Origin of the sequence: Bacillus cereus group sp. MYBK14-1 (assembly GCF_051916885.1) — a bacterium.
Lineage (GTDB): Bacteria > Bacillota > Bacilli > Bacillales > Bacillaceae_G > Bacillus_A > Bacillus_A cereus.
Genome location: NZ_JBQAHM010000024.1, coordinates 1 through 12,613 on the forward strand (window position 1 = coordinate 1; position 12,613 = coordinate 12,613).

Sequence of the window (12,613 nt, forward strand, 5' to 3'; positions counted from 1 at the left end):
TGTATTGAAAGGAAGTTTAAAAAGTCTGGTTCAGATAACTGTCGCATCTCATCGTTGCTTCGCCAGTCTGGTGCTCGAGTAGTGTTTCTACACTGCGCTCCTCCTGGTTTCAGCGCCTTGATCTGCTCGGTTCTCTAAATCCTCTTTTTTAAACGTGTATTTAGGAAGAAATAAAATTCTGGTCTATGTTTTCATTCTCGAAATATGTATTTTTAGGAATTCTATAACTTTTTCTATACAAATAGTCGGAAAAACGCTAGAATACATGGTAGACCATTTTTGTAATAGGAGTGTAGAGCTGAATGTTACATCAATTTTCACGTAATGAATTAGCCTTCGGTAAAGAAGGACTTGAAATATTAAAAAATAGTACAGTCGGTATTTTAGGAATTGGCGGTGTAGGTTCTTTTGCAGCTGAAGCGTTAGCACGTTCTGGCGTAGGACGTCTCGTATTAGTTGATAAAGACGTTGTAGATATTACAAACGTAAACCGTCAAATTCACGCTTTAGTATCTACTGTAGGACGTTCAAAAGTAGAATTAATGAAAGAGCGTATCGCGGACATTAACCCAGAGTGTGAAGTAATTGGACTAGAAATGTTTTATACAGATGAAACATATGAAGAGTTCTTTAAGTACGGTTTAGACTTTGTAGTGGATGCATCTGATACGATTACGTTCAAAATTCATTTAATTAAACAATGTTTACGTCGTAAAATTAAAATTATCTCAAGTATGGGTGCAGCGAATAAAATGGACCCAACTCGTTTCCGTATTGCGGACATCTCTAAAACACATACAGATCCAATTGCGAAAGTCATTCGTACGAAGCTTCGTAAAGAGGGTATTAAAAAAGGTGTAAAAGTTGTCTTCTCTGACGAAAACCCAATCGTAATTCGTGAAGAAGTACGTAAAGAAATTGTACCAGACGAGAATGCAAAAATTCGTAAGGCGAAATTACCGCCTTCATCAAATGCATTCGTACCATCTGTGGCAGGCTTAATTATGGCAAGTCACGTTGTACGTGAACGCATTAAAAACGTAGAAGTGAAACGTGTAGGGCAAGAATAAAAGAAAAGCATATATCCATTTTGGATATATGCTTTTTTATATGTATTAAAGAAATATGAATATTTGCATCACTACTAGTTCAAATGTAAGTAAGGTTAGTAAGCAATAATCATATTTATCTGATTTATAGGCGGATGTCTTTTTTAGACTGTTAATGGTGAAAAGAGCTAAAGTTAGGACGAGAAGGCCAAGAGTTATTTTGAAGATTATTAATGAAATAGCAACCATCTCCCTTTAAAGGTATATGTTTATAATAACATTTTAGTAAAAAATATCCAATTCGTTTTAGGAGTTTCCTTGTATGACAAGGAGGAATGTTATTGTCAATCTTTGTCGTTAAATCGATATCCTTTATTGAATCGTTGATATATTGTAAGTTGTGATAGATATATTTGAAAAATCGTTGATATATTGCAAGTTGTGATAGATATATTTGAAAAATCGTTGATATATTGCAAGTTGTGATAGATATATTCGAAAAACCGTTAATATAATTTCATTTACCGATATCTATATATGGTTCACCGAAAACAAACAGGGATGTCACTCAGTTAAAAAAGTGACATCCCTGTTTTTAATTCTCTGCAGAATAAATAATATCTAAATTCCCATTTTGATCGGTTTTGAAAATCGGGGCAATTTGCTCTTCTTGCTCTTCGACTGAAACAAGTTTTCGAGCACGATCCATAATTCGAACAAGCATCGCGTAATCTTCTTCGATTGCTTGTTGTTTTTTTGTGAGTACCGCTAATTTCGTTTCAAGTTCATGATTCGTTTTTTGCAGAGAGGTGAGTTGAGCTTGTAATACATCATTTTCAGTTTGTAACTTTGCAAGTGAAGGATTGTTATGTTCTAAATTTTGTAAAAATGAAATGACATTTTGCATTGTAAGATCTTGTTTACTTGGCGTAATATCTTCTGAAAAATCGGCGTCAATTACGAGTTGTTTCGTTTTCGTGAACCGATTTTTTTCTATATTAGCTTCAGAACGTTTTAATTCTTTACGTTGTTTTTTTGCAAGCTGCACCGCATCTTCGTAATTCGGTCTTACTTCAGCATTCCATCTAAAGCCGCAAGCTGCTGAAGTCCGGTTCAACGCATCGCCAACTTCATCAAATGCTTTTATTTGTGTACTTCCGCTGCGAATATGTCGTAAAACAGTTTCTGCTAAAAGGAGATCATCTTCTTTTGTCCATGCATCTTGACGTGTTTTCATAAGCGAAGCCTCCATAATGGTGACGTTTTCGTTTATGTTACCCTTTATTTTTCGTTTTATTCGAAGTTTGTAATCTTTCATAAACAGTAGAAAGTGCTTGCTCAAATTTTCCTGTCGTTTTCGGTTTATAATATTGCTTGCTTTTTATTTTATCAGGTAAGTATTGTTGCCTTACCCAGCCGTTTGGATGGTCGTGCGGATATAAATATCCAATGCCTCTTCCAAGTGATTCTGCGCCTTTGTAATGACTATCTTTTAAATGGCTTGGAATGTCACCTGTTTGACCGTTGCGTAAATCGTGTAATGCAGCATCAAGTGCTTTATAAGCTGAATTTGATTTTGGTGATAAGCATAGCTCGATAACGGCATTTGCAAGTGGGATGCGTGCTTCTGGGAATCCAACTCGTTCAGCTGATTCAATTGCAGCTAGTGTACGTGGTCCAGCTTGTGGGCTAGCAAGTCCAATATCTTCATAAGCCATAATAAGAAGGCGTCTGCCAATGCTTTGTAAATCACCTGCTTCAATAAGGCGTGCTAAATAATGGAGTGCTGCATTTACATCACTTCCGCGCACTGATTTTTGAAATGCTGATAACACATCATAATGAGCATCGCCGCCTTTGTCGTGGACGAAGCTCTTCTTTTGTAAGCATTCTTCTGCAATCTCGAGTGTGATTTCAGCCGCTTGATCGTCTGTAGTAAAGCTAGATAATACAGCAAGCTCAAGTGCGTTATAAGCGGAACGCATATCACCACCAGAGGCGTTTGCAAAGTGATGTAGTGCTTCATCTGTTACCGTTACTGCATATTCTCCAAGCCCTTTTTCTTTATCTTCTAAAGCTCTTTTTAACCCAATTAAAATATCTTCTTCTGTTAGTGCGTGTAATTCGAAAATTTGACACCTGCTTCGAATAGCGGAGTTTATTGCATGGAATGGATTACTTGTCGTAGCACCAATTAAAGTAAGAAGTCCGCTTTCTAAGTGAGGTAATAGAAAGTCTTGCTTTGCTTTATCTAGACGGTGAACTTCATCTAAAATTAAAACGAGGTGTCGATGCATCTTCGCTTCTTGTACGACAACTTCCATATCTTTTTTATTGTGAGTAACAGCGTTCAATAGACGAAACGGGGTACCGGTACTTCCTGCAATTGCACTGGCAATGGATGTTTTTCCTGTACCTGGAGGACCGTATAAAATCATAGATTGAAAATGATTGGCTTGGACCATTCGCCATAAAATCTTTCCTTCACCAACTAAATGTTGTTGCCCAATAATTTCTTGAATATTTGTAGGGCGCATTCGATGTGCGAGTGGTTGTTTCATTTGGACCGTCTCCCTTAATATATAATCTCGTTCTATCGTATCATTTTTTTCTACGGAATTTGAAATAGGATGCTGTTTTATGGGAAAAATGAAGGTTAATATTTTCATTTTTCTTTCAATTGTAATAATTTCCGAGTTTTTCAATGTGATTTTATGTTATCATTTTGATACACAAGTTGAAATTTCTTATAATACTATATTATGCTATAATTTCATAGGATTTTAAATTGTGTTCTTTTTATAAATAAGATATAACCAATAGAAGTGAAAATTTGAAAAGAGGTGCAAAATAGATGAAGATTTCAACAAAAGGCCGCTATGGCTTAACAATTATGATTGATCTTGCAAAAAAGTTTGGTGAAGGTCCGATTTCATTAAAATCAATTGCGCAGGCGCATGACTTATCCGAGCATTACTTAGAGCAATTAATTTCACCACTTCGTAACGCTCGTCTTGTAAAGAGTACGCGCGGGGCATACGGCGGATATGTATTATCTGATCAACCGGCTAACATTACAGCTGGGGATGTAATCCGTGTATTAGAGGGACCGATTAGTGTTGTAGAAATGATAGAAGAAGAAGAGCCAGCACAGCGCCAGTTATGGATGCGTGTTCGTGATGCGGTGCAAGAAGTGTTAGATAGTACAACGTTAGAAGATTTAGTACGTTATGAGGAAGAAAATCACGGGGGCTATATGTTTTACATTTAATTCCTTGTGAAACGATTTGGAAAGAAGGAGATTTAATGGAACGCATTTACTTAGATCATGCTGCGACATCTCCGACTCACCCAGAAGTGGTCGAAAAGATGATTCCATATATGACAGAAATATTCGGGAACCCGTCTAGTATTCACTTTTATGGACGTCAAACTCGCCATGCAGTAGATGAGGCGAGACGAGTGTGTGCACGCAGCATTCATGCGAATCCGAATGAAATTATATTTACGAGCGGTGGTACAGAAGCTGATAATTTAGCGCTTATCGGTGTAGCACGTGCGAACCGTCATAAAGGTAACCACATAATAACGACGCAAATTGAACATCATGCGATTTTGCATACGTGCGAATTGTTAGAGCGTGAAGGGTTTGAAGTGACATATTTACCTGTCGATGAAACAGGGCTTATTCAAGTTTCTGACATACAAAAGGCATTAACAGAAGAGACGATTCTTGTATCTGTTATGTTTGGGAATAATGAAGTAGGGACAATGCAACCAATTGTGGAAATAGGAAAGTTGCTAAAAGATCATCAAGCTTATTTCCATACAGATGCGGTACAAGCTTACGGTTTAGTAGAAATTAATGTGAAAGAGTTTGGAATTGATTTATTATCAATTTCAGCTCATAAAATTAATGGGCCAAAAGGTGTAGGGTTCTTATACGCTGGTGCAAATGTGAAATTTGAACCGTTATTAATAGGCGGAGAGCAAGAAAGAAAACGCCGTGCTGGTACGGAAAATGTGCCTAGTATTGCTGGGCTTCAGCATGCAATTCTTATAGCTGAAAAAACTCGTGAGCAAAAAAATGCCCAATATGAAGAGTTTAAAGATATAATGGTATCTGTCTTCAAAAATGAAGGCATTACTTTCGAGGTAAACGGAAACTTAGAACATCGCTTACCGCATGTACTTAATGTAAGTTTTACAGGAATGAACATTGAACCATTTCTTGTGAACTTAGACCTTGCTGGCATTGCAGTATCAAGCGGTTCTGCTTGTACAGCTGGTTCGATTGATCCATCACATGTATTAGTAGCGATGTTTGGAAAAGACTCCGATCAAATACGTTCATCCGTACGCTTTAGTTTTGGACTTGGAAATACGAAAGAGCAAATTGAAAAAGCGGCGTACGAAACAGTGAAAATCGTGAAGCGATTAACACAAAATTAGCATGGGAGGTGACATGATGAACAAACTACCTCACGAAACACGCGTTGTCATCGGAATGTCCGGTGGCGTCGATTCATCTGTAGCAGCACTTTTATTAAAAGAGCAAGGTTATGATGTAATCGGAATTTTTATGAAAAACTGGGATGATACAGATGAGAATGGTGTCTGCACAGCAACAGAAGATTACAATGATGTAATTGAAGTGTGTAACCAAATTGGTATTCCGTATTATGCAGTAAACTTTGAAAAACAATACTGGGATAAAGTATTTACGTACTTCTTAGATGAGTATCGAGCTGGTCGTACACCAAACCCAGATGTAATGTGTAATAAAGAAATTAAATTTAAAGCATTTTTAGAGCATGCAATTGCGCTTGGTGCGGATTATGTGGCAACAGGCCATTATGCACGCGTTGCTTATATGGACGGCGAATATAAAATGCTTCGCGGCGTTGATGACAATAAAGATCAAACATATTTCTTAAATCAATTAAGCCAAGAGCAATTATCAAAAACAATGTTCCCGTTAGGTGAATTAAAGAAACCGCAAATTCGTGAAATGGCGAAAGAAGCTGGCTTAGCGACAGCGGCGAAAAAAGATAGTACAGGTATTTGCTTCATTGGTGAGCGTAACTTTAAAGATTTCTTAAGTAACTACTTACCGGCACAACCAGGTGTAATGCAAACATTATCTGGTGAAGTGAAAGGGAAGCATGACGGTTTAATGTATTATACAATTGGACAACGTCATGGCCTTGGAATTGGTGGTAATGGTGATCCATGGTTTGCTGTTGGGAAAAATCTAAAAGAAAACATTTTATATGTTGATCAAGGATTCCATAACGAACTTCTATATGGTGATGAAGTTATTGCTACGAATGTAGGATGGGTAAGTAACAAAGAAAAAGAAACCGAATTTAAGTGCACGGCGAAATTCCGTTATCGTCAAGAAGACAATAAAGTAACGGTTCAAATCGTTGATGAAAATACAGTTCGTATTCTTTGTGATGAGCCAATTCGTGCAATTACACCAGGACAAGCAGTCGTTTTCTATGATGGAGATGAGTGCTTAGGCGGTGCTACAATTGATGAAGTATACCGTAGTGGTAAGAAATTGGATTATTTAGGATAAACGAGAAGCCTCTGCCGATTAGCGGTTAGAGGTTTCTTTTACATAAAGCGAATTTTCGTTCGCTTGGAAAATACATTCTTTGTTATAATTTGTTGTAGAGGTGAAGGACATGTCAAACAAACTTGAAACAGGTATTCAATATATGCAAGAAGGAAACTGGGAAGAAGCAGCTAAAAATTTTACAGAAGCAATCGAAGAAAATCCGAAAGATGCGCTTGGATACATTAATTTTGCAAATTTATTAGACGTATTAGGTGATAGCGAGCGAGCGATTTTATTTTATAAACGCGCACTAGAGTTAGATGATAAATCTGCAGCTGCCTATTATGGTTTAGGAAATGTATATTATGGCCAAGAGCAATTTACTGAGGCGAAAGCTGTATTTGAACAAGCAATGCAAGCTGGATTACAATCAGCTGATGTAACATTTATGTTAGGTATCACACATGTACAGCTTGGAAATGATCGTCTTGCACTACCATTCTTACAAAGAGCAACAGAATTAGATGAAAACGATGTAGAAGCTGTATTCCAGTGCGGACTTTGCTTCGCGCGATTAGAACATGTTCAAGAGGCGAAACCTTATTTTGAAAAGGTATTAGAAATGGATGAAGAGCATGCAGATGCGTATTACAATTTAGGTGTTGCGTACGTATTTGAGGAAAATAATGAGAAGGCTCTCGCTTTATTTAAGAAAGCAACTGAAATTCAGCCAGATCACTTTTTAGCGGGTAATGGCGTTCGTTTATTAGAGCAAGAAGCTGAATAAGATAAAAATATAGTTTAATGGGTAGTTATCCCTCATCTAAAAAGGTGGGGGATGTACTGCTCATTAAAGTGAAAATATCGGAAAGGAGAGGAAAGATGGGAAATCAACATGCAATGGATTTGTTTGAGGAAGAGAAAAAGTTTATAAAAGCGCAAGTTCTTCATACCATTTTCCACAACGAAGAAAACCTCTATTCCGTTGTCAGTATGAAAGTCATTGAAACGAATGAAACGTATGACGAAAAGAAAGTAATGATAAACGGTCATTTTCCCCGCATGCATGAAGATGAAGTGTTTACATTGACAGGTCATTTTAAGGACCATCCAAAGTATGGAAAACAATATATGGTTGAAACATTTAAAAAAGAATTGCCACAAACAAAAGCAGGTATGGTGCAATATTTAGCGAGTGATTTATTTAAAGGGATAGGAAAACGTACAGCTGAAAAAATTGTGGACCATCTCGGAGAACATGCTATTTCTAAAATTATGGATGACCCTGAGGCGTTAAATGGTGTTGTTAATAAACAAAAGGCTCAGGAAATATATGAGACAATTGTTGAACATCAAGGATTAGAGAAAGTAATGAGCTTTTTAAATGGCTACGGTTTTGGAACGAAACTTTCTATTAAGATTTACCAGCAATATAAAGAGATGACATTAGAAGTGATTCGTAATAATCCGTATCAACTTATTGAAGAAGTGGACGGGATTGGTTTTGGAAGAGCGGATGATATAGGGCGTGCGTTAGGGATATCGGGTAATCATGACGACCGTGTACGAGCGGGATGTTTTTACACATTAGAGAATGTCTCATTACAACTTGGTCATGTTTATATGAGGAAAGATCAACTTGTAAGAGAAACGATGTCACTTTTAAACAATCAAGAAGGAAGAGTGACTGAGGAAGATATTATAGGTTGTATTGAAACGATGCAAAGTGAAGGGAAAGTCATCATAGAAGAAGAACGAGTGTATTTAGCGACGTTATTCTACTCTGAAAAAGGTGTTGTAAAGTCTATTCGCAGGCTTATGAATCAAGAAGAAACACCTTCATTTCCAGAAGCGGAAGTGTTAAAAACGTTAGGTGAAATTGAAGAACAACTGAACGTACAATATGCACCGTTTCAGCAAGAAGCAATTCAAACGGCACTTCATAAACCGATGATGTTATTGACAGGTGGACCAGGAACAGGGAAAACAACAGTTATTAAAGGGATTGTTGAAATGTATGCGTCACTTCACGGATTATCGTTAAATCCGAATGAATACAGTGATGATAATCCATTTCCAATACTATTAACAGCTCCAACAGGAAGAGCAGCGAAGCGGATGAGTGAATCGACAGGACTTCCAGCTTGCACAATTCACCGTTTACTTGGTTGGACGCCAGAAGGATCTTTCCAGCGTAATGAAACGGATCCTGTCCAAGGTAAGCTCCTTATTATCGATGAATTTTCAATGGTTGATATTTGGCTTGCAAATCAGCTATTTAAGTCGTTGCCGACGAATATTCAAGTTATCGTTGTAGGTGATGAAGATCAGTTGCCATCTGTAGGACCTGGACAAGTATTAAAAGATTTATTAAATGCAGGCGCAGTTCCGACAGTGAAGCTTACTGAAATTTATCGTCAAGCGGAAGGCTCATCAGTGATTCAACTTGCCCATGCGATAAAAAATGGAACTCTACCACCAGATTTAGCGCAAAACAAAAAAGATCGTTCGTTTATCAGCTGTACAGGGGCTCAAATTGTTGAGGTTGTGAAAAAAGTTTGCGAAAATGCTAAAACAAAAGGCTTTAGTGCAAGGGATGTTCAAGTATTAGCACCGATGTACCGCGGGCCTGCTGGTATTAATGTATTAAACGAAGCGCTGCAACAAGTATTTAATCCGAAGAGGGAAAAGAGTAAAGAAATTGCTTACGGTGATGTTGTGTACCGAAGAGGTGATAAAGTACTGCAACTCGTGAATCAGCCGGAGAGCCAAGTGTTTAATGGTGATATTGGGGAAATTGTTTCGGTGTTTTATGCAAAAGAAAACGTTGAGCAACAAGATATGATTATCGTTTCATTTGATGGAATTGAGGTAACGTATACGAAGCCCGATTTAAATCAAATTACGCATGCATATTGTTGTTCCATTCATAAATCACAAGGTAGTGAATTTCCGATTGTTATTATGCCAATCGTGAAAAGTTACAACCGTATGTTACGTCGTAATTTAATTTACACGGGTATTACAAGAAGTAAGAAGTTCCTTATTATTTGCGGGGAGGAAGCAGCTTTCCAATCTGGTGTAAATCGCCTTGATGATGCAATGCGTCAAACAACTTTAGCTAGTCGCTTGCAAGAATCACAAGGAGAAGTACAGATGGTCACAGTTAATGGCGAGGAAATGGACGTGGAAAACATTTCACCGTATGATTTCATGTAACAAGGTGAAATTATATAGTGAAACTTTCAAACGCATAGCGTTGAAAGGCTCCAGTAATGTATAAATGAATGCAGTTTGGACATAATGGCGAATAGAATCTGGGAGACTGTAAGGAGATGAAAGCCATATGTTCATTTGTCCAAATTGCAAAGGGAAAGACATTGGAAAAATAGGTGTCAACCAATTTTATTGCTGGAATTGTTATATCGAATTATCGGTTTCAAAGGGGAAAATCCATACACATCAAGTTGAGGAAGATGGTTCATTAAGCTCTCTTGATGATTTATTTGATGAGAATGAAAGAACGATCGGATAACGAAAAGGGGGATTTACTTTGAATCTACGCAATTCATTAATCGCATTAGGTGTTGGAGCTGCAGCATATCAATATGCTCGTAAACAAGATGTATTTTCAAAACGCAATATGAAAAAAGCACGTAAGATGATTAAGTCTTACTTATAATCATTTCGATAAATTGAAAAACTCCCTTGTAGACAAGGGAGTTTTTTTATGCACCCATATGCAAATAAAAAAGTCCGATCTCTGAGAAAAGATAAGATAGACCGTAGCAGCCAACGCCAAGTATTCCATACTGCCATAATTGCTTCGCTTTTTCTTTACGTGAGGAATGAATAAAGAACCCCTTCCAAATACCGAACCCGATACAAATCCATTCAAGAATCATAAAAATTGCTGATAATCCAAGCATAAACAAAACCATAATTAGCCCTCCTGATTATATTAATTCATGCTGTATTCTCAGGGGTGGTTGTCCTTGTTATGTTATTTATATGTACGTCTTTAAAAAACAGTATGGTCCGTATGAAAAGATTTTAAAAGTTTCGCACATAACCTACCCCATTTATTTTCAAAATAAAGGTGGAGGAGGTTTTTCATGTGAAGAATCTTAAAATCATTTGGATATATCGTTTAGGATTATTGTTACTTGTTTTTCTTTGTCTGCTCGTCTTTTTAAAAATTAAGCCGCTATGGGCACCGATTATTTTTGTATTTAAAGTAGCAATCACGCCGTTTCTTATCGCGTGTTTTATTGCGTATTTATTGCACCCTTTAATTGAAAAAATTCATAAGGAAGGGATGCCCCGTACACTTGCCATTTTGCTCATTTATATCCTTTTCTTTGGCGGAATTGGTTATGGGATTTATAAAGGAACACCAGTCGTTATTAAACAGTTACAAGAGATTAATGAACAATTTCCCCAGTTTACAAAGATGTACGATTCGTGGATGGATGGCGTTACAGAACAAACAGCGAATTTCCCTTCGTTCATTCATGAAAAGGTGAAACAACTTTTTGTGGGTGTGGAAACGAAGATTCAAGCGCTTTTAAATAAAGTGATGAGTACAGCTCGTGGTGTACTCGATTCATTGCTCATTATTTTCTTAATACCGTTCATTGTATTTTACATATTAAAAGATTATGGTGAGTTTTATCATATCTTTTGGAAACTAGTCCCAAGTAAATGGCGAGGTACGGGGCAAATGCTTGCGAAAGAAATTGATAAGTCACTTGGAAGCTATATTCGAGGACAGTTATTTGTTTGTTTAGTATTAGGGGGAGTATCAGCTCTTTCTTTTTGGTTTATCGGTATGAAATATCCATTATTGCTTGGCATTATTATTGGGGTAACGGATATAATCCCATACTTCGGTCCTATTTTAGGAGCGATCCCGACGTTAATGATTGCAGCAACAGTATCAACGAGTTTACTTATTAAGGCGGGGATCACGATTGCGATTTTGCAATTTGTGGAGAGTAACATTTTATCGCCTTACATCGTTGGTAAGTCACTTCGTATGCATCCCGTTATTATTATGCTTGCCTTACTAGTTGGGGGAGAGGTAGCTGGGATTGTAGGATTGCTAATATCGGTTCCGGTTTTAGCAGTTATTCGCACTGTCATTGTTCATGTGAGACCGCTCTTGAAAAAAGAAGATGTGTAAGTATAGAAGCCCTCTATGTAAGAAATAGAGGGCTAATCATATATTTATTTAGAAAGTTGCTCGTGTATTTTTTGAATGAGGGAGCTCACATCATTTGTTTGAATATGTTTTATTTTTTTCCATTCGTTATCATACATAAATATAATTTGATTGTTGAAAAGACGCTTTTGTTCTTTTAGATTAGAAATTTTTGCGAAAGAGTACTCTTCAAATATTGGATTCTTACTTACATCTGGCCCATAAAAGAATAGTCTTTTGTTCGTTAAAATTAGCAATCCTGGCCTTGCGACGGAACGATAAATAAATATGTCTAATGAACATGCTGCGTAAAATAATATCGTTTCGTCAGTCGCTAATATGTTTTTAGCTTTGCTAAGTAAGGTTGTCATTGTGATCGCTCCTTTATTTTATTAACAATAATTTAATTATAGCAAAAAAAGTAATATTTAGAAATTTTTATAAATCATTCTTATAAGGAGATTCCGATTTGTTAATAAACGCATAATATATGAAAAGGCTGTTAAGAATGAATAGTAGAATACCTATGATTAATAAGCAATTAATACAATATAAATGATTATCTACATTGACAAACTTAAGAGAATTCTATTATATTTAGTCATATAATACATTAAATCAATGACGGAACAAGTACGTTACAGTCCATTTATAGAGAGAAGCTTCCATATGGCTGAAAGAAGCTTTAAATGAAGGGTAACAGAAAGCTAATCCTGAGAGCAGCTAATCACTGCCGTCTTGCCACGTTACGGCACCATGAGGTGATGAATTGATTGTTATTGTAATCAATTCATA

General features: G+C 36.8%; 13 protein-coding genes and 1 other annotated feature (1 of these 14 cut by a window edge). Of the genes, 9 read left to right on the forward strand and 4 right to left on the reverse strand.

The window, feature by feature from the left end; all coding sequences use genetic code 11:
* Positions 1–302 precede the first annotated feature (302 nt).
* Positions 303–1,070, forward strand: coding sequence for a tRNA threonylcarbamoyladenosine dehydratase (locus tag ACTFR3_RS28555; RefSeq protein ID WP_000903179.1), 768 nt, complete (start codon positions 303–305; stop codon positions 1,068–1,070).
* Positions 1,071–1,644: 574 nt separating this feature from the next.
* Here the strand turns inward: ACTFR3_RS28555 and ACTFR3_RS28560 are convergent.
* The gene (locus tag ACTFR3_RS28560; protein WP_000857713.1) at positions 1,645–2,286 is read right to left on the reverse strand and encodes an RsfA family transcriptional regulator; all 642 of its coding nucleotides are present in this window, start codon (positions 2,284–2,286) and stop codon (positions 1,645–1,647) included.
* A 37-nt stretch (positions 2,287–2,323) separates the two neighbouring features.
* Positions 2,324–3,610, reverse strand: a complete 1,287-nt coding sequence (locus tag ACTFR3_RS28565; RefSeq protein WP_000812943.1) for a replication-associated recombination protein A — start codon at positions 3,608–3,610, stop codon at positions 2,324–2,326.
* 293 nt (positions 3,611–3,903) lie between these two features.
* On the opposite strand from ACTFR3_RS28565, the gene cymR reads away from it, so the two are divergent.
* The 7 genes from cymR to ACTFR3_RS28600 all read left to right on the forward strand — a co-directional run bounded on the left by cymR (position 3,904) and on the right by ACTFR3_RS28600 (position 10,297).
* Positions 3,904–4,320, forward strand: a complete 417-nt coding sequence (cymR, locus tag ACTFR3_RS28570; RefSeq protein ID WP_000704116.1) for a cysteine metabolism transcriptional regulator CymR — start codon at positions 3,904–3,906, stop codon at positions 4,318–4,320.
* Between the two features lie 35 nt (positions 4,321–4,355).
* Positions 4,356–5,501, forward strand: coding sequence for a cysteine desulfurase family protein (locus ACTFR3_RS28575; RefSeq protein ID WP_000439881.1), 1,146 nt, complete (start codon positions 4,356–4,358; stop codon positions 5,499–5,501).
* A 16-nt stretch (positions 5,502–5,517) separates the two neighbouring features.
* A complete protein-coding gene (gene mnmA / locus ACTFR3_RS28580; protein ID WP_001038010.1) occupies positions 5,518–6,633 on the forward strand; it encodes a tRNA 2-thiouridine(34) synthase MnmA in 1,116 nt (371 codons plus the stop codon).
* 109 nt (positions 6,634–6,742) lie between these two features.
* Positions 6,743–7,402, forward strand: a complete 660-nt coding sequence (locus ACTFR3_RS28585) for a tetratricopeptide repeat protein (protein WP_000066409.1) — start codon at positions 6,743–6,745, stop codon at positions 7,400–7,402.
* A 95-nt stretch (positions 7,403–7,497) separates the two neighbouring features.
* Positions 7,498–9,834, forward strand: coding sequence for an SF1B family DNA helicase RecD2 (gene recD2 / locus ACTFR3_RS28590; protein WP_000528082.1), 2,337 nt, complete (start codon positions 7,498–7,500; stop codon positions 9,832–9,834).
* Positions 9,835–9,961: 127 nt separating this feature from the next.
* Positions 9,962–10,150, forward strand: a complete 189-nt coding sequence (locus ACTFR3_RS28595) for a hypothetical protein (RefSeq protein ID WP_000469281.1) — start codon at positions 9,962–9,964, stop codon at positions 10,148–10,150.
* 18 nt (positions 10,151–10,168) lie between these two features.
* On the forward strand, positions 10,169–10,297 hold the full coding sequence (locus tag ACTFR3_RS28600; protein WP_001053553.1) for a YrzQ family protein: 129 nt from the start codon (positions 10,169–10,171) through the stop codon (positions 10,295–10,297).
* Between the two features lie 46 nt (positions 10,298–10,343).
* On the opposite strand, the gene ACTFR3_RS28605 is transcribed toward ACTFR3_RS28600, so the two are convergent.
* On the reverse strand, positions 10,344–10,556 hold the full coding sequence (locus ACTFR3_RS28605; protein ID WP_000242533.1) for a hypothetical protein: 213 nt from the start codon (positions 10,554–10,556) through the stop codon (positions 10,344–10,346).
* A gap of 176 nt (positions 10,557–10,732) precedes the next feature.
* On the opposite strand from ACTFR3_RS28605, the gene ACTFR3_RS28610 reads away from it, so the two are divergent.
* Positions 10,733–11,800 (forward strand): AI-2E family transporter, encoded by a 1,068-nt coding sequence (locus ACTFR3_RS28610; protein WP_000793131.1) that lies wholly within the window; start codon positions 10,733–10,735, stop codon positions 11,798–11,800.
* A gap of 44 nt (positions 11,801–11,844) precedes the next feature.
* On the opposite strand, the gene ACTFR3_RS28615 is transcribed toward ACTFR3_RS28610, so the two are convergent.
* Positions 11,845–12,189, reverse strand: a complete 345-nt coding sequence (locus ACTFR3_RS28615) for a PH domain-containing protein (protein ID WP_000209577.1) — start codon at positions 12,187–12,189, stop codon at positions 11,845–11,847.
* 241 nt (positions 12,190–12,430) lie between these two features.
* Positions 12,431–12,613, forward strand: a binding site (T-box leader) (it continues 37 nt past the right edge of the window).